Annotated in this window: 21 protein-coding genes; 3 read left to right on the plus strand and 18 right to left on the minus strand. The window is 34.8% G+C overall.

The genetic code is table 11. From position 1 onward, the window contains the following. Positions 1-5 precede the first annotated feature (5 nt). The 7 genes from ACOEN1_RS01205 to ACOEN1_RS01235 form a co-directional block, all read right to left on the minus strand. On the minus strand, positions 6-353 hold the full coding sequence (locus ACOEN1_RS01205) for an aminotransferase class III-fold pyridoxal phosphate-dependent enzyme (RefSeq protein ID WP_422484584.1): 348 nt from the start codon (positions 351-353) through the stop codon (positions 6-8). A 22-nt stretch (positions 354-375) separates the two neighbouring features. After that, entirely contained in the window at positions 376-1,758 is a 1,383-nt protein-coding gene (gene glmL / locus ACOEN1_RS01210; RefSeq protein ID WP_422484585.1) for a methylaspartate mutase accessory protein GlmL, read from the minus strand. After that, positions 1,755-4,805, minus strand: coding sequence for an AAA family ATPase (locus tag ACOEN1_RS01215; RefSeq protein WP_422484586.1), 3,051 nt, complete (start codon positions 4,803-4,805; stop codon positions 1,755-1,757). Before ACOEN1_RS01215 ends, glmL begins: the two co-directional genes overlap by 4 nt. A gap of 16 nt (positions 4,806-4,821) precedes the next feature. Next, a complete protein-coding gene (locus ACOEN1_RS01220; RefSeq protein WP_422484587.1) occupies positions 4,822-5,802 on the minus strand; it encodes a hypothetical protein in 981 nt (326 codons plus the stop codon). 350 nt (positions 5,803-6,152) lie between these two features. Then, positions 6,153-6,986 carry a phosphoenolpyruvate hydrolase family protein gene (locus tag ACOEN1_RS01225; RefSeq protein WP_422484588.1) on the minus strand — a complete coding sequence of 278 codons (834 nt, stop codon included), beginning with the start codon at positions 6,984-6,986 and terminating at the stop codon, positions 6,153-6,155. A gap of 5 nt (positions 6,987-6,991) precedes the next feature. Next, positions 6,992-8,206 carry a Tm-1-like ATP-binding domain-containing protein gene (locus ACOEN1_RS01230; RefSeq protein WP_422484589.1) on the minus strand — a complete coding sequence of 405 codons (1,215 nt, stop codon included), beginning with the start codon at positions 8,204-8,206 and terminating at the stop codon, positions 6,992-6,994. 158 nt (positions 8,207-8,364) lie between these two features. After that, positions 8,365-10,104 (minus strand): O-antigen ligase family protein, encoded by a 1,740-nt coding sequence (locus ACOEN1_RS01235; protein ID WP_422484590.1) that lies wholly within the window; start codon positions 10,102-10,104, stop codon positions 8,365-8,367. A gap of 231 nt (positions 10,105-10,335) precedes the next feature. Here ACOEN1_RS01235 and ACOEN1_RS01240 point away from each other — a divergent pair, with 231 nt between their 5' ends. Both ACOEN1_RS01240 and ACOEN1_RS01245 read left to right on the plus strand, forming a co-directional pair. Then, a complete protein-coding gene (locus tag ACOEN1_RS01240) occupies positions 10,336-11,898 on the plus strand; it encodes an S-layer homology domain-containing protein (RefSeq protein ID WP_422484591.1) in 1,563 nt (520 codons plus the stop codon). A 105-nt stretch (positions 11,899-12,003) separates the two neighbouring features. Next, positions 12,004-12,390 carry a DUF302 domain-containing protein gene (locus ACOEN1_RS01245; RefSeq protein ID WP_422484592.1) on the plus strand — a complete coding sequence of 129 codons (387 nt, stop codon included), beginning with the start codon at positions 12,004-12,006 and terminating at the stop codon, positions 12,388-12,390. Positions 12,391-12,602: 212 nt separating this feature from the next. Here ACOEN1_RS01245 and ACOEN1_RS01250 read toward each other — a convergent pair whose 3' ends face one another. From ACOEN1_RS01250 to ACOEN1_RS01280, 7 genes are all read right to left on the minus strand, one after another. Further along, on the minus strand, positions 12,603-12,998 hold the full coding sequence (locus ACOEN1_RS01250) for a thioesterase family protein (protein WP_422484593.1): 396 nt from the start codon (positions 12,996-12,998) through the stop codon (positions 12,603-12,605). 67 nt (positions 12,999-13,065) lie between these two features. Further along, positions 13,066-15,771, minus strand: coding sequence for a PAS domain S-box protein (locus tag ACOEN1_RS01255; RefSeq protein WP_422484594.1), 2,706 nt, complete (start codon positions 15,769-15,771; stop codon positions 13,066-13,068). A gap of 114 nt (positions 15,772-15,885) precedes the next feature. Next, a complete protein-coding gene (locus ACOEN1_RS01260) occupies positions 15,886-16,491 on the minus strand; it encodes a DUF4230 domain-containing protein (RefSeq protein ID WP_422484595.1) in 606 nt (201 codons plus the stop codon). Positions 16,492-16,772: 281 nt separating this feature from the next. Beyond that, complete coding sequence (locus ACOEN1_RS01265) at positions 16,773-17,219, minus strand: GNAT family N-acetyltransferase (protein WP_422484596.1); 447 nt, start codon at positions 17,217-17,219, stop codon at positions 16,773-16,775. Positions 17,220-17,510: 291 nt separating this feature from the next. Continuing rightward, complete coding sequence (locus ACOEN1_RS01270) at positions 17,511-18,626, minus strand: stalk domain-containing protein (protein WP_422484597.1); 1,116 nt, start codon at positions 18,624-18,626, stop codon at positions 17,511-17,513. A 125-nt stretch (positions 18,627-18,751) separates the two neighbouring features. Beyond that, positions 18,752-19,348 carry a carboxymuconolactone decarboxylase family protein gene (locus tag ACOEN1_RS01275; RefSeq protein ID WP_422484598.1) on the minus strand — a complete coding sequence of 199 codons (597 nt, stop codon included), beginning with the start codon at positions 19,346-19,348 and terminating at the stop codon, positions 18,752-18,754. Positions 19,349-19,497: 149 nt separating this feature from the next. After that, positions 19,498-20,226: a CBS domain-containing protein gene (locus ACOEN1_RS01280; protein WP_422484599.1), complete on the minus strand. Its 729-nt coding sequence runs from the start codon at positions 20,224-20,226 to the stop codon at positions 19,498-19,500. Positions 20,227-20,764: 538 nt separating this feature from the next. Between ACOEN1_RS01280 and ACOEN1_RS01285 the strand changes: the two genes are divergently transcribed. Beyond that, positions 20,765-21,337: a DUF2179 domain-containing protein gene (locus ACOEN1_RS01285; protein WP_422484600.1), complete on the plus strand. Its 573-nt coding sequence runs from the start codon at positions 20,765-20,767 to the stop codon at positions 21,335-21,337. 342 nt (positions 21,338-21,679) lie between these two features. Here the strand turns inward: ACOEN1_RS01285 and ACOEN1_RS01290 are convergent, their stop codons facing one another. From ACOEN1_RS01290 to ACOEN1_RS01305, 4 genes are all read right to left on the minus strand, one after another. Further along, positions 21,680-22,312 (minus strand): HAD family hydrolase, encoded by a 633-nt coding sequence (locus ACOEN1_RS01290; RefSeq protein ID WP_422484601.1) that lies wholly within the window; start codon positions 22,310-22,312, stop codon positions 21,680-21,682. 542 nt (positions 22,313-22,854) lie between these two features. Then, a complete protein-coding gene (locus ACOEN1_RS01295; RefSeq protein WP_422484602.1) occupies positions 22,855-23,625 on the minus strand; it encodes a CPBP family intramembrane glutamic endopeptidase in 771 nt (256 codons plus the stop codon). A 201-nt stretch (positions 23,626-23,826) separates the two neighbouring features. After that, the gene (locus tag ACOEN1_RS01300; RefSeq protein ID WP_422484603.1) at positions 23,827-23,985 is read right to left on the minus strand and encodes an IS3 family transposase; all 159 of its coding nucleotides are present in this window, start codon (positions 23,983-23,985) and stop codon (positions 23,827-23,829) included. A gap of 15 nt (positions 23,986-24,000) precedes the next feature. Beyond that, entirely contained in the window at positions 24,001-24,726 is a 726-nt protein-coding gene (locus ACOEN1_RS01305; protein WP_422484604.1) for a type II CAAX prenyl endopeptidase Rce1 family protein, read from the minus strand. Positions 24,727-24,777 lie beyond the last annotated feature (51 nt).

Consider the following 24,777-nt stretch of genomic DNA (forward strand, 5'->3'; position numbering starts at 1 on the left):
CTCATTCAAGTTTTCCTAAAGTATTCTTCGGAAGGTTCAATAAAACCAAAATCTCCTGCGATTGGTTCAATAATAATTGCAGCAACTTCTTCAGGAGGTATATGTGAATCCATGGACCTTTCAATAAATTGAAAACATTCCATTGAACAAGTTTCCTTCCTTTTCCCGAAATAACAATGACCACAGTCCGGATAGGGAATGTGGTATGTTTCTGGTAGTAATGGTCCAAGCCTCCTTTTCATATTGAGGCTTATTCCGCTTATAGACAATGCTCCAAAAGTTGAGGCATGGTATGAGCCTATATACGAAATGATTTCGCTTCTACCTGTATAGATTATGGAATCTCTAACCATAGGTAGCTTTAAGTTGATAATGTCAGGAAGTTTCTGTTAAATTATTTAATAATATTTCGAACGCCAAGTCGCTATCTATCATACTTAACACACCCACAGCAGAAAGAATATACTTATTGTCCACTAGGAATCTTGGAGACTTTGGCAGTAGTAAATTTGGTTCATATCCAATGCATTCCTTAAGGATTTCTATGGGATCCTTACTGTTGACAATTACACCACCAGTTCCGATAACATATTTTATATCCCTTAAATCTTTACCACTTTGAACAATCACATTCTTGCCATTAGCATATGTACTTCTGATTTTACCACAATGCCTCCTTATGGAAGCAAAAGCACAACTTTTTGCCATCATCATATCAAACTCATATTGATTTTCATCTTCTGGGATATAGTCAGGATTCTCTTTTCTATACTCACATCTTGTTCTAATATCATCTACATCCTTATAATATTTAAGGAAGCTTTCTTCTCCAAGATTCTCATATAGACTAAGTGCTGAATAACGCATTCCCAAATCGCCTTCTACTGTCCGCTTATTGTTCGGAGGAATCAGACCTTCAACTAAAAAACTATTTGCCTTTGCTGGGTTTGAAACACTGTGCACATCAGTTGTAGCTCCTCCAATGTCAACAACCAGAACATCTCCTATTCCCTTATGCTTACTTGTACCACTAGATAAGAGCTCTGCTGCTTTCATGGCAGCTGTAGGAGTTGGCATCAATATACGGCTCGTCATCCTCTCAATATCTTCAATACCCTTAGCATAAACAATTTGATTCATAAATATTTTTCTAATCTCTTCTCTTGCGCCATCAGGATATATTCTATTTACATCAGGCATTACATTATCCGTAATCACAAAATTAATTTTATTAATCTGAAATATCTCTCTTATCTCTGAATTAGAAGAACTATTTCCCGCTACAACTATTGGTATATTAGGGTTTAGCTTCAATAATTTTTTAGCATTATGGATTATATATTTCTTATTCCCATTTTCAGCTCCTCCAGATAAAAGAACAATATCTGGTTCTAAATTGTTTATTTCTATGACATCTTCATCTCTCAAGAAATATGAGTATGTATTTAGTAGCCTTGCTCCTGCCCCAAGCGCAGAAGAAACTGCAGCCTCTACTGTAAAATTGGGTGTTACTCCAATAGCTACCATCTTAAGTCCTCCTCCTGCAGAAGAACACCCAAAAACATCCAGAATATTTACTACACTAAAAGCCTTATTTGACTTCATTTTATTCAAGGCTTCATCAAATCCATTTTTTATATTAGTATCTATTGTAGTATGCGCGCATGAACTTAAAATAATCTCCCCATTATTCTTATCAATTAAATTTAGTTTTGTGTATGTACTACCAAAATCTATTATCAAATAGCAATCTATCATTCTTTATCCTCCAAAATCTTTTTTTTCAAATATTCAATTTCGGCCTTATACCTAAAATGATCAAGGTATCTGATAGCATTATAGTAATAGATTTCTGGGCTTTCTTTTATATACTCACCCAATCTTTCATGTTCTGGGTTAGAATTAACACTTATTTCATAAGCCAATACAGTCTCAACAAAACTAATCATGCCTTCATCATTGGGATTGTTAATAATCTTGGACTCAGTTTTCGCCATCTTTAGATATTCAATAGACTTGTAATAATTCCCTTCGAAATATAGCTTGAGACTAATTAGTGCATCTAAAACCGGTGTTTGCCAATAAGAATCAAACTGTTTAATTATCCTATCAGCTAATCTCAAATATTCATCCATAGAATCGTAATCACCGATCAAAAAACATGTCCTGGCTGCATTTATATAAAAAACAGCAACACAGGTTGCCTCAATTCCCTCACAGAGATTAATTGCTAAATCATAAAATTCCATGGCTTCATCGAACCTTAATTCTGCATTTCTGATTTCACCTAAGTAGTTGTAGATAGCTGCTATGCTTATAGGATTTTTGGATTCTAGGAATGCACTATTGTTAAATGTATCAAGTGAAATTCTAAGCAATTTTTCTGCGGATTCAAAGTCTCCTTTTATAATATAATATAGCCCGTATAATCTAAAAAGAATCCCTTGCTCTTCATTGTTTTTCAGTTTTTTTGCAACCTTAATTCCTGGTACAATATGATTCAACATCACATTTGTGTCATTTATTTGTATCCCATAGATTACCATCTGTTTGTGTCCTAATAATTCAACATACTCCTCGTCTATTTCATTTGCATAATTAATCACCCTTCTAATGACTTTAGTTCCTTCAGCATAGTTACCGTATCTTATAAGGTATCTTCCTTTACAATATAGAAACATCAACTCAATTTCTTGTACTTCTTTTTCATTTTTCTTGGTATTGCACGTATTCTTTACTTTCAATATTTCTGTTTCAATATCATTTATCCATTTTAATGCTTTTTCGTTATTCAAATGATAACTATTTTTGCTTTCAATATTGATGATATTTGGGAATAATTCATGATTGAAATTCAAGTAATAGTTTAAGATATAGACCTCATACTTTAGAGTTTTTACTACTGCATTAGATTTAGAAAAATGATCTCTCAATTTTATATATGAATTTATATTAACGCTAGTATGCAACAAGTCACTTTCCAGAGCTTCTGCAATCTCTCTATGGAGTATTTGTTTTGAGCTGTCATTTAGACTATCATAAATATACTCTTGATATGCTACATACGAGAATTTAATATATATCTGGTCATCTGATTTTATTTCATCAATAATTTTCCCTTGAACTAGATTATTTATGGATTTCAAAACTTCAAAAGCTTTTTCATTTAAAGCCGCTGTCAAAAAATCAATTGACATCTGATCTCTATATACAGAAAGTATGCTTAAAATATTATCCTCTAAGCTAGATAAACTTTGAAATTTCTCATAGAGTACATTATTTATCTTCTGAACTAAAAAATTCTCATCTTTATTATTTTTATACAAATCAATGTATTCCTTTAGAAAAAAAGCATTCCCTTTTGATATTTGGTAAATATAATCTATATCTTTCTCAGGCACTGCTCTATCAATTGATCTTTTGATTATTGTTTCTGCTTCTTTCTTATCAAACAGCCTAAGCATTACATGCATAAGTTTATTCAAATCTATCAATGGTGTAAATAAACTTCCAATATTTTTTGTTTCTTGAGTCATGGAAAGTATAAACAGAGTATTTTTATTAATATGCATAATAAGATTGTTTAACAACTCAAGACTAAGTCTATCAAACCACTGAATATCCTCAATAACAATTATTGTCTTTTTATTGTTATTCAACATTTCAAACGCTTTTAAGAAGGCATTATGCAATACATTTCTATTTGCTTTTTCCTGTAGCTCGAAAATTTGTACTGAAGGGTGGAAATTTTTATTCCCATCATAGAAAAAATAATTTGTCACATCACTCCAAAATTTTGGTTTGGAATTATTGTTACCACTAATTACTTCATCGACTTCTTTCATTAATTCTATCCATGGCGCATATGTAAAATTCCTCTCAACACTACTGCATTGGATTTTAAAAACATTGAAATCTTGCTCATTGTTCTTTAATAACTTGTTAATCAATACTGTTTTACCAATTCCATATTCACCAGTTACTAAAATCGATTTATATGCTTGACTGTTCTTAAATGAGTTTAAGTTTTCTTGAATGGTGCTTAATTCAAACTCTCTATAGTATAAAAAATCAGCTTGCGATTGCTTTCTCCCTGGAGAACTATCCTTCAATTTTTTTGTAGACTTTTTATAAATAGTTTCTATTTTCTCAGAGGGAACCACTCCCAATTCATCTCGTAATAAGTTCTTGTACTTGTGGTATTCATTTATTACCTTATCGTATCTCCCATAAGCTTCATATTTTCTTAATAGGTATAAATATCCAACTTCATTGTAACTATCGGCACTCAAAAGTCTATATATATCATTCTCCAAGTCCTTTAACTCATTGTTATCATACTTATCCATGATTGTTTTTTCAGTACTAACTACAAATTTATTCTTGTAATAATTCCTTGTCTCAAGTAACCAATCTTCAAAATCTATTGAGTCTTTTATGTTGAATCCCTTAAGAAAATCATCTGCATATAAGTGGTTGTTCTCCTTTGTTTTGCTTTCAAATTCAAGAGCATCAACAAATACATCTAAACTTTGATTTATTATTATGCTCGACTTGTTGGGAGTCAATAATAAATCTTGCGAAAAGGCCTTTCTTATCTTATGCAATGCATTTCTTAAGCTTGTTTTTGCCTTGTCTTCATTTGATGATGGCCAAAACATGCTCACTAATTCATCTCTATTAGAATGTTGTCTTATCAACAAATAAAAGAGTATACCGCTTACTTTTCCCATTGGAATGTATATGTCTTGTCCATTCTCTTGTATTCTTGGAGATCCCAATAAATAGAATTCTATTTTGCTCATCAAAACCACCTATTCTTTACCTAACTTTATTCTTAAAGACTTTTGGAACCACTGAAAACGCATCTCTAGACTGTAGTATCAGAGCTAACTCCTGTGTGATTGAAATAGGAGGCACTACTCCATCAATAAAGTAACATTTTCCACTTGTTTCTCTCCCTACTTCGATTGATTTATCCAAACCTGTAGGATAATCTTGGATTGCACAATCAAGTAATGATACCAGACCCAACATAAGGTCATCACTAACTAACCCTTTCTCTGAGTCAATATTGTAATAATCAATAAAATAATCATGAATTTTTGAGAGCATATGTAAATAAGCTAAAGATTTCCAATTAACTAAAAAGTCTTCATAATTATCTATGCCCTTCAATTGCAAAGACTTATTATCCACATATACTGGTAGAATGTAGCGACCTTCTTCGTTTTTTCTGCTTTTCCTAACAAACTTAAAAGCTACTAAATCACTATTTAGAGTATCTATCAAGTTTTTTACATCGTTAGTTGCATACCTAAAAAAGAATTCCAATTTCTTTGAATCAAAATTAATATCGATTTCTTTCTTATTGATTTTCCCATAATCAATTTTTACTTGATCCAATAAGTATGACTCTGAATTAATTAAACTAATTATTATGTCTCCTAAGGCATCTTCTGTATCAAGTCTACCTTTTAATTTAATTATTTGTTTCGAATTATTTCTTATGGTTTCATCAAAAATTATTTCTTGATAATCCCCATCCTTATAACAGTCAATTATATAATTTACTATATTGTTTACCAATATGAAGTTGAATAAGTAGGAAAATCTCTCCTCAATTTGTCTAGGGTCTTCAATACCGTAATGATCTATAATGTTTTTAAAAAAACCATATTTATCAGTTTCTAAGGATGAGAATACATCTGTATATTCTTTTTGATTGAATATTGTTTCTGCTTTTACACCATCGTATAACATAATTCTCTTATTCCTTTGAAAAACAAACAATTTCTTCAAAATACCACCTCTTCATAAAAATATAATAATTCAAATATATTCTATCTAAAAATCGTTAATCTTTCGTTAATTTCGTTAATGTGTAGCTAATAAATAGTCTTACCGTTAATATTATATCTTAAATCATGAATTGTAACTACTTTATTCAGTGATATCGTCGCATGCAAATATTTAATCACTATTTCCAAGTGTAATGATATTATTTAGTATTTGAAATAGATAGGCTTTTCAGATTATATACTTCTATAAGTAAGAGTTAAAATTATTAAACAAAATTTATGCCAAATTGTTCACAACTAAAAAACAGGCAAACCCAAACAGCGGTCCGCCTGTCAAATCCACAAAATCGCTTATAAAAGTTTTCTTAAATTAATCTTCTTGAAATCCTCAACCTGCTGCTTGATTGCAACCTCAGTTGGAAGCCTTTCAATGCTTGAGGCCCCAAAGAATCCGGATACCCCCTCAGTTCTTTCAAGGATATACTTTGCATCCTCAGGCATGGCAATCGGTCCACCATGACAAAGAACAATAACATCAGGATTAACTTCCTTTCCTGCATCGCAGATTTCCTGTACCCTGACGACAGATTCGTCAAGAGTCAAGGCAGTCTGGGCACCAATTGATCCCTTGGTGGTAAGACCCATATGTGCAACAATTACATCAGCGCCGGCTTTTGCCATCTTTCTGGCCTGCCCAGTATCAAATACGTAAGGAGTGGTAACAAGACCGAGTTCATGAGCCTTCCTGATCATCTCAACCTCAAGGTCATAACCCATTCCGGTTTCTTCAAGGTTTTGTCTGAATACCCCGTCAATCAATCCCACAGTAGGAAAGTTCTGAACTCCTGCAAAACCCTGAGCCTTTAACTGCTCAAGAAATTTCTCCATGATCCTGAAAGGATCTGTTCCACAAACTCCTGCAAGAACAGGGGTGTCACTTACAATCGGCAGAACTTCACTACCCATCTCAACAACAATCTGATTTGCATCTCCATACGGCATCAAGCCTGCCAGAGATCCACGACCAGCCATCCTGTATCTTCCTGAATTGTATATAATGATCAGGTCAACTCCGCCTTTTTCAGCACTTTTAGCAGAGATTCCAGTTCCAGCTCCGGCCCCAATTATTGCCTTGCCTTTTTCAACCTGCTCCCTAAGTCTTTCAAGTACCATTTGTCTATCCATATCAATTATCGCCCCTCAATTAAATCTATCAATTTCATTGCAGCTGCCAAAGCAAATTCTTCATCGTTTATATTATTGTCCATTTCAATCAGCTCAACCTTGATTCTGTCAATATTCTTTTTTAGTGCATCGAACAGCACCTGATCCTCAACTGGTCCAAAGAATGGCTGGCCTTCAGCATCTATCATTGAAACTCCTTTAAGAGGAAGCATCAAGGCAGTTGGCCCCTGGGACATATTGAGCTTTTCAGCAATGATCTCACCCAACTGCATGTTTTCCTCAACTGTAGTTCTCATCAAGGTAACAGTAGGGTTGTGCTTGTAAAGATTCCTACCCTTAAACTCCTCTGGAACCGTATCAATCGGTCCAAAGTTAACCATGTCAAGTGCCCCAACAGAAACCACCTGTGGGGTCTTGGCCTTTCCAGCTGCTTCAAGTCTAGTTGGTCCCGCGGCCAGAACCCCACCAACAAGCTCGTCACACCATTCTGTGGTTGTCAGGTCCAAAACTCCGACAAAATATCCTTCTTCTATCAATCTTTCCATGGTTTTCCCACCTGTTCCAGTTGCATGGAATACAAGAACCTCGTAGCCATGCTCCTCCAGATACTCCCTTGCCTTGTTGACACCAGGAGTAGTTACTCCAAACATCGTCGCAGCAATTAGAGGTTTCTTATCCAGCACTTTCTCCTCATTCTCAAGACTTACCATACCTGCAATGGCAAGTGCGGCATTTTTAAATATCCTGGTTGATATTGAGTTAAGTCCAGATACATCAACAATTGAAGGGACCATAATGATATCACTGGTACCAACATATTGAGATACATTCCCCGAAGCAACAGTTGAGACCATAACCTTGGGAACACCGATGGGCAACGCCCTCATTCCAGGAGTAACAAGAGAAGTTCCTCCAGTTCCACCAAGAGAAATAATCCCGTCAAACCTACCTTCAGCATAGAGCCTTGGGATAGCCCTCTCCATTGCCTTTGCCATCACTTCTGTCCCAAGAGCCCTGTCTTTCTTGGCTGCAATCTCCCTTAAATCTTCACCGATTTCAGCAGCAATATCAATGCTTTTTATGTCAGTACTCACCATTGGTTGAAATACACCACAGTTAATGGTTATGGTATTGATCCCAAGACTTTCCAGGACATCCTTCACAAACATGAGCTCTACCTTTTTGCTATCATAAGTACCTGCTACAGCTATGGTTTTCAACAGCATCATCTCCTCTACATCATCACATTAACAAACAAAACTTCTCATCATTATTCATATACCAATAAATGACTAAAATCAAACCATCAACACAATTTTTTTGCTGACAGTTTGATTTTCTTGGTATAAATAAAATTTATGCAATTTTTATTCATTCATCAAAAGTGGGTCTTACTTTTGGAATTATTTTGGTGATAGAAGAGTCCTATTGCCATCAAGAGCCAAAATGTAGGTGTAACAGATACTGAACTATCTGTAAACATTCCTGTAATCAAGAATGCAATGATTGCCGGAACAATCGGAATAAAAATGCTTTTGCTATTTTTATCAATTATATTTTTTGATTTCTTCAGCCATATAGCAATTATGGAAATAAATGCACTTAAACTTATAATTCCAGAGTTAATAGCTGTTTGCATGTACATATTATAAGTTTTATCAACTACAAAATACGCATCATACATATAATTTAGTTTCCCTTTATAGTCATTCTGAGGAAACTCATATGCAAAACTGTCAAGCCCCGACCCTAGAAACAGCTTATCCTTAAGAAGAGAAAGACTTCTTGACCAAATATATCCTCTTCCTGATCCAATTCTCTCAATACCATAATCATCATGTCTTGTATTGTAATCTAGCAATACCTCTCCTTTGGGATTTAAAAATAGAATTTCACCTTCAGCTCTGCCAAACAACAAAAAAGATTTGCCCTTCCCAATTTTCAAGAAGCTATCGATTTGCTGAATATCGAAATCAACATAGCCCTCATAATCAATTTTTATAATGCCTGTTGGTTTATTTATTTTATATTTCAAGGACTTCCCAAACTCATCATAGAATTTTGGATAGTTGGTAAGCTCAGAATGTAGGATTTGATTAGTAGTTCTTATGGTTATGTAGTCATCTCTTATTGAAAAACTCTTTATTTTGTCGATTTCTTCATCTTCTTTATGATTGGTCCCAAGCTCTACAATAGATACATACCTATCTATCATACTTCCCCCAACAAATGCGTTTGCAGATAAGAATACAACTGTTGCCACTCCAAAAGCAAGAATATAATTCATATAGTTCAACTTAAGGAATCTCTTTCCCAAACATCCATAAATGATTATTGAAACCAAAAAACCTAACAGGCTGCCTCTTGAGTATGATCCCAGAAGGTTTAGAAACAACAATACTGTTAGAACTGCTAATAAAGACCTCTTTATCCTATTATCAGCCAAGTAGGTCGAAAACAATGCAAAGGGCACTAGCATTGCCATATAGTGACCTAAAGCATTTGAATTGTAAAATGTCGAATATATTTGGTTTTGTGATTTTTCCTCAATCATTGATATATCACTGCCAATTACTTCTAGTAGGAATTCTGATTTCAGGATGTCATCCCCAATGAATTGACTAAAACCGATCACACCAATTATCAAGGCCGAAAACAAAATAGCATATACTATTGTCTTTACTTGTCTGGTTTTAGATATGACTAATGGAAATGAAATAAAGATGGCAAGGTATGATAGATGTACCAGAAGTCCCTCATATCTTTCTGGAAACCCATAAAGAGATGTAAATGGATAATTGGAAAGCATATGTGATAAGACAATCACGAGAGTATATATCCCCAAGAATATGTGTATTGTTTCAAACCTTGGTTTTACTTCCTTTTTTAAAATTCTGTAAAAAGCAATAAGAATCGATAAAAGTGCAGCAATAATTATCATCTGACCTTTAGCATAGGAAAAATAGTCTACTACTAGATCAGAGTTCCATACAATTCTTGCTTCAGGTCCCACATACAATAGCCTCTTAGATACGAGAATTGGGGACAGGGCTACCAAAATATATGGGAGCATATATATAGTTTCTCCTATGGTAAACTTCTGACCTTTATTATCCATTGCCATGCTCCTTTGTCCGTAATATTGCTACCGATATTTTGGTAACTCTTGAACACTTGTCATTCCTTATTCATATACCATGATTTGGTAACAATAAAACCATTACCCAATAATATTTTATGGAGTGAATAGTTCAAACTAGACTTTGTAATGGAATTTTAATAATATTTTCATCCTGCTCGGGTAAATGAATAATAAGCATGTTAAGGAGATATGAAAGGAGAGGTAACGTTGAATTTTAGGAGAAAGTTTGTAAATACAAAGCTACTGGCTGTGGTGATACTTGCCTTGGCATTAAGTCCAGTAAGTGTTTTTGCACAGAACCACACCCAATCCGTAGAGTTGGAAGACTTGCTTCCTCAATATAACAACTTCAAATGGATATACCATGGAAGCGTAGAATACGGACATGATATGGAAATTGAGAGTATTGTCACAGATCAGAATACAGCTAATTACTTTATCGAAGGTAATGTTCATGATGCATCCGGAGGAGAGTCAGATTCGGATTATTCGCTTGGTCTTGAGTACACTGTTCATTCTGATGTAATCATCCAGACCAAGACCGAGGAGATGATGCTGGATTCAGATTATGATGAGATTGAGCTCATAAGGACACCTCTTGAGGAAGGTAGCTCATGGACCCAGGAAGTTGAAAATTCAGAAGGAGAGACAACACTCGAGTCTACAATTACAGAAGTTGAAGATACAGATGACGGCATGATTTTCACTGTAAGGTATGAAGACCTAAACAGTGATTATTATGAAGAAAGAGAAATTCAAGAAGGTGTTGGAGTCATAACCTTTACAAAACTTATGATCACGGAGGATGATTCCTACCCGATGGGCTATTCACTTTTTGAAGAAGGTTCAGGAGTTGAACTGGGGATAGACTTCCATGATGTAAGTGGTGAAGAATGGTATATAGACCATGTATCCAAACTGGTAACACTGGATCTTATCGAAGGCTATCCTGACGGAAGCTTCAGAGCTGATGGTGAAATAACTGTTGCAGAATTTATCAAGATAACCGTTGAATCCATGAGTTATTACCAAGAAGCAGAGTCAGGAATATGGTATGAGCCGTACGTTTCAAAGGCCATTGAACTTGAACTGATTGAAGATGATGAGTTTGAAGATTACAATCGTCCAATCACCCGTGAGGAAATGACAAAGATCATTGTTATGGCAACTGGTGAAGAGCCTCAAAGTGGGCAGCTAAGCTTTACAGATGCTGCTGAAATTGACGCCGAGTTTGTGCCTTATGTCTACACGGCAGTCCAATTAGGTATTATCGAAGGCTATCCATCAGATAACACCTTCCGCGCAGACAGAACAAGCACAAGGGCAGAAGCCTCCAAACTTTTTGTGATATTGGTTGAGGAAATGATTCATGCGGAAGAATTCAACGAAGAAGATGCCTTGGCTTTAGAGGCAGAGTTTGAGAACAGACTATATCAGGAAACAGAAGCTGATAGCTGGGTAGTTAGGGACTTTGACAACAAGGAAGACCTGATTGACTATATCTCAGAAATCGCTGACCGCGAGCTTGTATCAACCTATGTAGACAACTACTATGATTATATGGACGGAGAACTTGTACTGCCACCAAAAGATGGTATAACTACAATAATTGAAGATCGTGAATATCAACTGGAAATGATCCATCCAAGAGAGTACCAGATGACCCAGGAGACAACGACGGAGATGGTAGGACATTACACCATAACAATCACCTATCGCTATGAAAACGATGGTTGGATAATGCAAGACCGTGATCTTGAGGTTCATTAAGACTCATAATAAAAAATTTATAACTCTGTCTCAAATCAGCATGAATAATTATACCTCCTTGGGGTATGTAACCTATAGACACGAAATCTACAAAGGAGGATTTAGATGAACATTCACTATACAGTTACTACAGAAAAAAGTTTTGAAGAAGCATTGAACGCCTTGAAGAAAAGCTTAAAGGAAAGAAGCTTCGGGGTATTATGGGAGTTAGATTTTGAGGAAACGCTTAAAGGCAAGGGATTGGATTTTGAAGGAAATATGAAGATACTTGAAGTGTGTAATCCAAAGCAGGCTAAGGAAATCCTAGAGATAAACATGGAATCAGGGATATTCCTACCTTGCAAGATGGCTGTTTATGAGGACAAAGGTTCGGTAATTATTGGTTTGATTAAGCCTAGCGAGTTAATGAATGTTTTTGATGACAGCAAGCTATCAGAAATAGCATTAACTATTGAAGAGGGGCTTATGGCTGCTATGGACCAGGCCAAATGATTCTCAGTAACACTCAGCAGATTATGTAACATCATAAACTATACAGAATACCAAAGGCTACCAGGATTAAAATCCTGGTAGCCTTTTCTCCTATTCCATCAGTGTATTTGCTTGCCTCAAGGAGGATTTCTCTTTCATATATTCCCTTGCGCTATAAAACAGATTATAAAAATGTAATTGAATCACTAAAAATATTAAATAAATGCCACCGTCTATATGACATTACTCTTCTTTAAGAAATCATCCAAGGGAACAATTGTCTGCCCATATACCCCATAGGCGATTATCTTGTCCTGGTGAAAGGCTTTGAAATTATAGGTGAACTTTCTACCTTCAATTTCACTAACTTCTGATACGATTTCTATAATGCCACCTACAGGAGTTGCGCTCACATGATGAAGCTCAACATAGGTTCCTACAGGTCTATAACCATCTGATAAACGATCATATACTCCAGTAGAGGACCCTTGTTCCACATATCTAAGCAAAGCAGGTGTAGATAATACACGTACCCCTGTATTTCCATGAAAATCAGCAGTATCAGACACTTCAACCTTATACTTGGCTTTAAAAACTTCACCTATATTCAATAATTTGTTATAATCCATAAAAACCTCCAATTTCATCTCCCACCTGAGAGGAGGGAGTATTCTTGCTAGGGATGATAAAATTATTCTATTTAATAACTTTTTCAATAAAAACTTTTACTAGATCTAAATCGAATTGAGTATTTGAACATCTTTCCAATTCCCTTATTGCTTCTTCTTTTGTCTTTTGTCTTATTTTATAGGGTCGTGAGGATATCATGGCATCGTAAGCATCTACAATGCTTATGATTTTGGATTCCAAAGGTATTTCTCTTTCTTTTATTCCTTTTGGATACCCGCTTCCATCAATTTTTTCATGGTGGTAAAGTACAGTCTTAGCTATATCTTCATATTCAATGGAAGATTTAAGTATTCTGTAGCCAATCTCAGGATGCTTTTTCACTTCCAGATATTCCTCTTCCGTAAGTGCTCCTGGCTTCTCTATTATTGAATAATCAATAGCTATTTTACCAATATCATGAAGAAGTCCAGCTGTCTTTAGCAAGTTCAATCTATCATCCTTTAATCCAATTGCCTTGCCAAGCTCATAAGAAAGCTCACTTACTCTCCTTGAGTGTTCTTCTTCTCTTGGATGCTTTTCATGTAATGTAGAAAGCATTGTGAGTATTACTTCTCTTCTTTTACTCTGCTCAGAAAATATCTTATTCGTATACATTCTGCTTTCTGCTTTTTTCAATACTTCCGACATGCTCTCTTTTGATTCCACCTTAGTATCAAATCCTATAGCTAGAGAAAAAGGAATACCTTCTTCTGACTCTTTATCAATACTCTCCTTAATCTTTTCAATAATTTTAGATACCTTATTCTTCCCGCATTTTGGAAGGATAATCGAAAATTCATCTCCTCCCACTCGTGACACTATTTCATCAGCTTTGAGACTATTCTTTATAGCCTGTGCAGATTTGATTAAGATCTCATCACCTTTGTTATGACCAAAAGCATCATTTATAAGTATTAATCCGTTAACATCAATAACTATAACTGAAAGTGGCAGGTTACTATCTACATCCAATCTTTCTAGTTCTTCTTCAAAATACCTTCTGTTATAGATTCCTGTAAGATGATCATGAAGATTCAAATATTCTATTTCTTTCTGTTTTTCTTTTTTCTCTGTAAAATCTCTAAATACTATAACTACACCAGTTATGGTCCCGGTCCGATCTTTGATAAGGGCTGCACTGTCTTCTATAGGAATCTCCTTGCCATCTTTTGCTATAAGTATTGTATGATTTTCCATCTCAACGGTTTTTCTCAGTGCCAGTGCCTTTTTTGCTGGATTTTCACAATACTCCCTTGTATTTTCATTGATTATATTCAAGACTTTTTCCAGCGGCTCATTATAAGCTTCTTCCTGAGACCATCCGGTAAGTTTTTCAGCCACATTGTTCATCAAGCTAATTCTACCATCTTTATCAGTGGAAATAATTGCGTCCCCTACAGATAGCAAGGTTGTCTTAAATTGCTCTCTCTCCCTATATATCTCTGCTTCCATTTCTTTTTGTTGAGTTATTATATCTGTGTATATAACAATTCCGCCTATTTCCCCATCTTTATCATACCAGGGTCTTGATTCCCATCTGGTCCAATCTATACTACCATCTACTCTGTAGTAGGGATCTTCTTCTTCTCTGACTACTTCGCCCTTTAAAGATCTTTTATGCACATCTCTCCATTTTTGAGGCAAGTCAGGAAAAATTTCATAATGATGCTTGCCTATAATATCTTCTTCCCTAACGTTATAACTTTTCAGGTATTTTTCGCTTACATATATATAATTAAGGTCCTTGTCATGTACCGCTACACCACTTGGATTATGCTCCAAAATATATTTTATAAGGTTATTGAAATGAATCAAGTCCTGCTCAGCTTTTTTTCTATCTGTTATATCGTTAGCTATGGACCCAAAAAGCACAACTTCATCATCTTTTTCCTCTATGGGGAATACCCTGCTTTCATATATTATTTCCTCATTATCAATGTGATAACTCTCTTCCTTATATACAGGTTTTTTTGTTTTGCTTATAGTGGCTAACGTATTCATAAACTCTTCGTTCTTATCAGTCACTACTTCTTTGAAGTTCTTACCTAAAAGTTCTTCCTTATCTATGCCTAACAATTCTGCTGCAGAGTCAGAGGCATCCACATAATTCCCTTTATTATCCACAATTGTAATGATACTGACACTGTTTTTTAGCAGAGACTGAAATCTCCCAATAGATTCCAGGCTCTTTTGTTCAAAGCTGATCTTATCAATAAACAACCCTACCTGGGATGCAAAAAGCTTTAGCATTTCATCATCATTTTCATTTTGATTTTCAGAAAATATCAAAGTAAAGTTTCCTATGGTCTTCTCATCTTTAGTTATTCTAACTATAAGGATACTATCTATTCTATATACTTTCTCGATTATTGACATAGCAGTACTAGGTAATGCGTTACCCGCCAACTCCTTTAGAGATTCGACTCTGGTAACTATCGATTTTTCAAACTTCTCATTTCTACCTTCTTCATACTTGAATTTCTTGCCTATTATATTGTATCCAATTACATCCATCATTTTTTCTATGTTTCTTCTATTCCCTTCAAAACCAACAAGGGTAAAGTCTTTTCCATTTTCGTCAAAAATATTAAACATTACATATTCAGCACCTGAAAATTCCTTCATCTGTCTAGAAATCTTCTGATAATCTACCTTCTTATCCTTGTTCTCAATATATTCCCTGGCATATTTATTCAGTTTTAACATTTGAGTTTCCTTATAATTATTATCCAAATTAACCTCCAATTAACCTCCTAAGATGAAATCCTATCAAAGCAGCCTAGCTTTATTCATCATCTCAACAAAATCTTCCACCAGTTCAGGATCGAACTGCCATCCTTTAATTAATCAATGGAATTCGACGACAACATCATTATAGCCATTGGTCGCCAAAAATGAAGTTAACAATTGGTGTAATCTATTGTCTGCTTCCTCTAAGAAACCTTGGCTGATTTTCTCGTCTTCCAGTTCTTTTTTATCTGCATTTATTTCATCAAAAATTATTTGTGTCGGATAATCTGAGAATATATTGCCCTTAACATCTTCCACTCTTGCTGAATCAGTATCTACAACATTGTCGAGAATTTTGGATTTTGGAACCCTAACAAACATTCTTTCAGACTGCTCATTATATGTCATTTGAATTTTTGATAGATCCGTTCCTGCTTTTAAATATCCCGAATACTCGATTAACCTTATTGCCTCTCCGTAGTTGATATCGGTGACACCTAATGACAGGGTCCTTTCTGTACGACTTACAATGACATTACTGTATTCATACCTAAGTGTTGCCCATTCTGACAACTCGACTAATCTATCCTGTACTAGTGCTGTTTCTGAGCTAATATTGGTTCTGCTTTGAAATAGTTTATTATCATTCATCAAAATAAATCCAGCTACTACAACAGTAAATACTATAAATATTAAAATCATTATTCTTATTAGTTTTTTCATTTTTAAATTCTCCTCACATGCATTCTATCTAACCTAATTAAGTGATTCTTCCTTCAAATTCATCGTCTCTCTTAGTTTATCATTTCCCCAATTTATAAACAATAAAAAACAAACCTTATCACCATTAAACACCGGCATGAAAAATCCCTGGAATCTTTATCTTCCAGGGATTTTTTTGGTTTTAAACTAATGAATAGTCACTTTGCTCTGCTACACTTTCGCTTCCGGTTATAGGCATGGAATATTTTTATTTGATTATTTTTTACGACAATTAATCAATATTAAATGTTTTGTTGCATAAATAAAGTATTTGGATAAAAACCTAGTTCCTTATAAAAATTTATGGTGCTCTTATTCTCTTGAGACACTGTTACTCCAATAGCTTTGCATTTTTTGCCTTTCATCCACTCGAGATACTCGACCACTAATTTTTTCCCAATCCCAACCCTTCTAGATGATTGATCTACATGGATTGATGCTATTTCACCATTATCATCAACAATAGTAGATATGCAGTAGCCTATGTATTCATCATTAACCTTTGCAACAGATATTTTGATCTTATCTTTATGGAATTTTGCAAGATCTTTAACTTTATCCTCAAAACAAATAGTACGGTATGATTCGCCGAAAAATGTAGAATTATTCTCATGATACTGTCGATTTTTCTCCCATAAATCTTTAATTATCTCAATGCCATTAAATGAGATATCAAACATTTCAAACATTCGCAAATCTCCTTTTCGTAAACATATTTCTTAGAATCCCTAGCTAATATTCTACCAGTTTTTTTAGCCAATTTACTGTATCCTTTGATATCTCTTGTCGAATAACCCAACTCCCTGGTTGCCTTATTATTTGAAAAGATAACATTTGAACTTAGTGTATAAAGAGAATAGGAAGTAAACAATGGCAGTTGTTTCAAGAATTGGTAGTCTTTCAATTCTTAGTTTAAATCAGTGAGAGGTTTATCTGTTGTAGTTCTCATTATAATGAAGATAATCTTCAACTTACATTATCTATCTAAACATGCCCCTTGTATTGGACATGAAGGTTTGTAGCAGATCCATCCCCTTGTTCCTGATGACAACAATTCTATTTTCCAAATCCAATCTATCAATTAATAGTGATAGGTTTAAATCCCCACCTATTATTTGTGGAATGGTGATATCTGATATCCCTGTACTGGGACTGTAATCATCCGGATTTATATTATCAAATTCATCTACTATCTCATGCCCTGCAACAGTATAAGTGTATTTGTAGTGGCTAGGTATATGTGTTGTACTGTTTGGATAGGTTATAATGGCTTCAAAGTTATTTGCTCCACCTGCATCCCTTATGGTCTTTTCCATGTACGCTTGGTCACCGTGTCTGTTAAGTGTGCTATTCTGTGGAGTTATATTATAGGCATTTGACACTCCCCCAAGTGAATCAGCTATTATATGACCTTCATCAAGTTCAGGATGCTCTGTTCCTGGTACTTTTGCCTCATCATAATAGTATCTTCCTGAATCAAGCACATCCTCTATGCTCTCATCTTGCAGTCTTATCTCATCTGCAACCACCCTTACAAGTTGACCGTTCTCATTTGTATAAGCCCAGTATTCTCTTTCACCATATCCTATATCAACCACTACATTTGGAAGGCGGTGTCCTGATAGGTCACCACCTTCAACCACTATGTAGGTGTGGTCTCTAAAGGAATCTTCTTTCTGATTGCCACCATTTTCTATTAGAACAGTCCTTGTAGCACTATCCCAAGCAACATCTGCTCCGGTTGACTCAGCTACAAACCTTACAGGAACCATACTTCTATCATCGATTATTGTAGGCGGCACATCAAGATTTGTAGGCTCTCCATTTACATATGCAATCCTATGGTCTATGACAAGTGAAATGATTTTGCCTTCTCCAACTCCTGTGACAGTTCTTGTTGAATCATCCCATTCTACTTCAAGTCCCAATGACTCAAAGATTGTCCTTGCCGGAAGGACAGTTCTCCCATCAATTATGGTAGGGGAAACATCAAAATCAAGTTTCCTTCCATCAATCTCAACAGATATGTCCTCCGCGAATACACCGCTTCCAAATATTAAAACAACAACCAGTAATAAAACTAAAAGCTTCTTCATAAAACAATCCCTCTGATTTCTATATCATCTTCTATCTTACTAAAACAAACCATTTAATTTAATACCTATTAAAGATCATTCAAGATATACATCTGAAACTTCAATAAACAATCAAAATTACCAATTTATGCAATATATTGATTTTGTCTCCTTACCCCTATAATTGATGCAATCAATGCATGAACCATTGCAAACGGAATCATAGCACTGCCTATTACAATAACACCAAGCTCATAAGCGAGGTTGCTTCTCTCATCAGGTTTACCCTTAAATCTGTTGATAAATGAACCCCAAGGAATTCCAAGAGCATTGCCTATCATAATTGCACGAATCGCTCCCAGTATTCCCTTAGCCTTAACAATTCCATAGCTCTCGACAACCTGGTCCCATGACTCCTTTGAAGGGTTTCCCCTGGAATCGGCATAATGCTGAGCAAACATAATAGCCTGCAGCTCCTCCTCAGGAACATCATCCACTACACCTGATAGCATATTATGAATCTCCTCATTGCTCATTCCAGCCTCAAGTGCCATTTTAGTATGGGCATAGGAACACATAGGACACCCATTGACCTCAGTTACAGCCAACATGATTCTCTCAATAAATTCAGTGTTCATCTCGCCCTTACGCTTGGCTTTTGACATATATGGTGCAGAACGAATTCCCTTGTAAAGTATTGTGTATATTTCTCCTAATGAATATAGCTTTCTTCCAAACTCCATTTTATCCCTTCATTCCTCTTTATTTATTTGATATTTCTACCTTGAAATTTATATAACTCTTCATCAAGTGTTAAGCGTGAGCTTTTTTTGCATTTATCTAAACTGAGATTTACAAATACACTGTGGTTTTTCACTTTTAGTGACTTATGCTATTCTTCCAAGCCCATACCCAGTTTACCATAAATTGTGTCCAAATCCCATGGAGTTAGTATTGTATAGATATCCTCAATATTTACTGAACTTGCCTTCCGATTCAATACAATGATTGTAGCTGTTCTATTTCCACTCTTTCTGATTTCCTCGAATTTATCAATGACATCATACAGAGTATCTGTACTAATTAAAAAACTGTAACTATCACTTTCTTCATCTCTAAGGATCACATCTTGTACGGATGTATTATTAATAGAGATTATATCATCTTCCACACTTGAAGCTAACCAATTTGTGATCCCATTCTCTGTAATAAGGCCTATGAATTTTCCAGACTTAACAACGGGAAATTGCGAATAATGGTATTTATCAATCTCACTTAACACCTCTGCCAAGCTATCCTTGGCATCCACAGCATTGACGCTTTTCTTAAAAGCATCCTTAACCTTTATTGGATTGGTAAATTGGCCCTCAATAAATTTTATCCTTTCAAGTGTTGATTCCGAAGGTAGCGCCACGGGGTCATTTGGATCTCCATGGGCAATTATGTTTCGTAAATCAGACATGGTTCTTAACTCCTGATAGAACTGTTTAACCAACTTATCCCTTTTCATAGCCTCTTCCAATAGCTTATAGAAAGCCATATTATATTTGGCATCAACCAAGTCTTTCAGAAAATCCTCTATCTTATTAAATGAACTCATAAAATCATTATAATTTGTCATTTAAACCCTCCTTAAATATTTGTTGTCACAAATTAATTCATCAATACAAAACTGCAATACCACCTTGTAAGATATTATTTATACCTCTCCCAATTAAGTCATCTTTCTACTAGATTTTATTGTTTACTTCAATCCTATTTGAATTCTGTAATATAGTTACCCTAAGCACAAAAATACACTTATATTTATATCCTTGCATTTAAGTCACTCGGTATATGTGTTTAGTGGTTTTTCGGTTCAGCGACTCCACTGTGACGATAAACTAGACCCATCATCACGGAGCAATAGGTCCATTGTATCGGAAACAATCCCACTGAGCAACATTATACCCAATAATAACAGCTCAACTGATTTAGAATAATAATCTGTCAACCGGAAGCATTCTGAGTGTCAAGAGTGGTAAACTAATTCACCGTCATTGTGGTAAAGAGATTCAATGTCAGGTGTTAAACTTTTTCGCTGACATTCAGATAAATTATTCTTGGCAAAAACCCTACTATGGTTTACACTATAATTTGAATGACTAATCTGGAAGGTGATGACACTTGTGCTAAATATACTTTTAATACTATTACTGCAGTTGATTTATGTGCCCATATTAACCCTTAGGACAATTTTTTTAGTTAAGAATATGACTGTTGTAGCATCTTTTCTTGGTTTTTTGGAAGCCCTTGTCTATGTCTTTGGCTTATCCCTAGTCTTTAGCGGAAACCAAGGAACCCTAGCAATGATCGTCTATGCAGGTGGCTTTGGGGTAGGTATACTCGTAGGTGGATATGTGGAGAATAAACTTGCTATAGGTTATAACAACTTTGTAGTAAATATGATGAATAAAAACACCGATTTAATTGCCCGTTTAAGAAACGAGGGCTTTGGAGTTACTGTTTATGAAGGAGAGGGCAGGGATAGTAAACGCTATAGGCTAGATATCCTTACAAAGAGAAACAGAGAAAAGGAACTGCTGCAATTAATAGATGAATATGAGCCCCAGTCCTTTGTCGTCTCCTACGAACCTAGGAGATTCAGAGGCGGCTTCCTTCTAAAAACGATGAAAAAGCAGAGAAAGATTCACCTCAAACCAATAAAAACTCAACCTAAAAAAGTGGTCTAGGCAACTCTTTTAGATGGAGTTTTGTGTTTTGCATTCCATAAATAACAGTTCTCGGATATAATGACTTGAGTAATTGCCAGCACTTCCTTTCACTCCTATAAGCTTAGTCACTTAATAGGGTATATTGTTAGGTTTGTACTGGCAATTACTTTTTGTATTTTTGACTGCCCTTTATTGTATTTTAGATTGCCATAGACATGTTAGAGAATATATTCTGGTTCCACTTCAGCCTCATAACCCATTAGGACAAATGTTAATACCATCACAGATTCTAGGCAAGAATATTGAGACTAAAAAATACTCTTGAGTAATTCATTATCTCAAAAGCACTTTTTATGAGATTTATAGCAGCAATCCCATTAGATCGATTGGCTTATCGATGACATAATCTGCTCCGAAACCAGTATAGTGGTCTTTGTTAAAGAAAGTCCAGCCCACCAAAACGGATTTGACACCAGCGTCTTTCGCTGCAACAATGTCATTCAAGCTATCTCCAACGAACAATGCATCTTCTGCATCCACACCCAAATGCTCCAGTGTGGTGAAAATTCCTTCTGGATCTGGCTTGCCTCTTAATACATCGTCCGCGGTAACTGCTATTTCAAAGTACTTGCCAAGATCAAACATATTAAAGGCATGTTGCACTCCTCTAGAACCTTTGTTTGTAACTGTTGCCATTTTGATTCCTTTTGAGACCAATTCGTCGAGGAGATTTTTTACACCCTCAAACAGATGGGTTTGCGAATCCCTATGGGACCTGTAGAATGTTCTGTATGCATCTACTAGTACCTGAACATTCTCCAAAGAAAACAATGACATTTGCTCCTCCAATGTCTTTCCATACACTTGCTTCAGCTCATCGTCGGTTGGAGAGTAGCCAAGGTATTCATTTAATACATGATGAAAAGTATCAATGATTAAATCGTTAGTGTCTATAAGTGTTCCGTCGAGGTCAAAAATTACAGCTTTGATCATTTCTTCACTATCCTTCTATTATTTTATTCTATCAAACCACTTACCTTATAAGAGCTATCGAACTTACGGTTCAAATCTGCCAAGTCTCCAAATATTTCTTCAATAAGACATAGTTCCTGTCGCCTTGTCTTGTGTATTATAAACTTCCCATTTTATTTGATTTTGATTTTACAAATCAATCATCTTATCTATCTATTAGTTCATAAGCAAGGTTGCTTCTCTCATCTCTAAGACCCTTGAATCTGTTGAAAAACAGACCCCAAGGAATTCCAATAGAATTGCTAATCATAATTAAACGAACCACTCCTAGTATTCCCTTCCTTAGTAACAAAGTGGTAGTGGTAAACAAACTCAGTGTCATCTGGTAAACTTTTTGAGTGTCACAAGTGGTAAACTAATTGAATGTTAAAAGCCCTGCTATTGCCAAACTAATTAATCGTCTTGATGGTAAAGAAATTCAATGTCAGGAGGTCAACTTTTCATTTACTTTCACAATTAATGGACTTGACTCACCTTCTACTTCTCCCCCAACTCGATATTTGCTAAAAATTGATCTGACTAAACGCTTCTTTCTCTGAGCTGCGACTATCTCTTTTAATCAAGTTATAGAGATAAATCGCATAAACTATACTCAAAGCAAAAATAATCAAAGTAAAGTACAATTCAAATGATTGATTTACATCTGATCTAGTTACCGAACTTACTGTATTATTTGTGAAGTGATAAATAATGAGTGGGAAAATATTATTTGTTTTAATCATTAGCATCGCCAATATCAATCCTATAAAAAAAGCAAATAAAGTTTGTACAATCGCTTCAACCGATCCCTTTCCATTCAAAGTATTTAATAGGTGAGGTATTGAAAATAATAGGGATGAGCCCCATATAGCATACATATTACTCTTTTTTTGAAGCAATCTAAGAATTACACCCCTGAACATGGTCTCTTCTACAAAAGAAACTATTGCCATAAAAACTATTATATAAATAATCTCTAGTAATTTTAGATCAGCTGAAAATCCAACAACCAGAGGCAGAAATGCAAATATAAATAGTGGTATAAAAAGCAGTTTAGTTGTATTATCCATTTTATTCATTGAGTTAAAGCCATAATAATTCCACTTATTCATTTTACTAATGAATGCAATAAGAATCACTGCGAGTATAGCAAAAGCTATAATAAGGGTTATCTCACTTCTAATTTCTGTAATTCCAGAAATTATACCCCCAAAAGTAATCACTAATAAAAATAAAAAAGTTGCTACGATACTGCTTATAACTGGATGTTTGTCAATAAAAGAAACTTTATTCACTGTTTATTATCCTCCTCGTTCACCAATAAAATTCATTACTAAAAATATTCTTTTCTTTTTAACAAGTCGTACATGATGAAGTTAAGTTGACTATCAGTTGTATTGTCAATTGATAAATCACAGCTAGCTCGTCCACAGAACATATCTTGTTTAATGCATAATGTAATTACCCAAAGGGGGATGCGGATGTTTTTACGGACCTCAAAAATCCAGTCCTAGACTCCTTCTATAATCTATAGAACTCATTCCTCCAAGTGATAGTTTTATCCTCTCTTCAGAATACCATTTAATGTATTCATTAAGTTCCTCTATGAATTGAGCTATCGTAGTATCAGTCCAGGATTTTGTCCGCATCCCCATTTTGTGATATATTATCTATTTATTTGTAGTTTTAATCATTTCAAATAATGCAGGTGATATAGAAATCATTATAATTTGTGCACCTGTTGCTAAATCCAAAAAAGCATGACCTAACATTAACGGTTCGAGTTTCCTCTTTTTATAATATATAATTCCTAATACAAACATCAATGGTAAGAATGACAAAAATCTGAATAGGATATGTTTCCAATCGAACAATAGAGGTATAAAACTATGTTGAAGAGCATAGAAAAACATTGGATATCCAACTGAGAGTACTTTGTTACCTGTAATTTTTTCAATTCCATTTAGGGCATAACCAAAATATAATGGTAATTCAGCAAATACTATCGTCAAAGGTAAAAGCAACACATTTATTACTGCAATCCAAACAGGGATGGGTTGTATCATTGTTACAGGCACATAACCATAAATCATATATCCAAATCCATACATTCCACCTATTCCCAATGAAAGCATTAGAAGAACGATCAACAATGAATATTTCAGATTCCAATGACCCTTTTGATAACCAATTAAGTTCTTATATGTAGTACCTTCAAGTTTGCAAATAATCATTAGTAAAACAATAGTAATGATATTACAAACTGTACATAGTATCGACCACCATTTACTTGCTTGTTCTAATGATTGATTAGTGAACATTGCAAATATAATTCCAACGATAATAAACAAAACACTTCTAAATAATGGCAGTATAAATGGACCCACCTTATTCATTACATCATCCCACCTTATTTAGTATGTAAATAATTTAAACTTTAAAAACTT

The sequence above is a fragment of the Gudongella sp. DL1XJH-153 genome (genome assembly GCF_049310905.1).
Taxonomy (GTDB): Bacteria; Bacillota; Clostridia; order Tissierellales; family Tissierellaceae; genus Gudongella.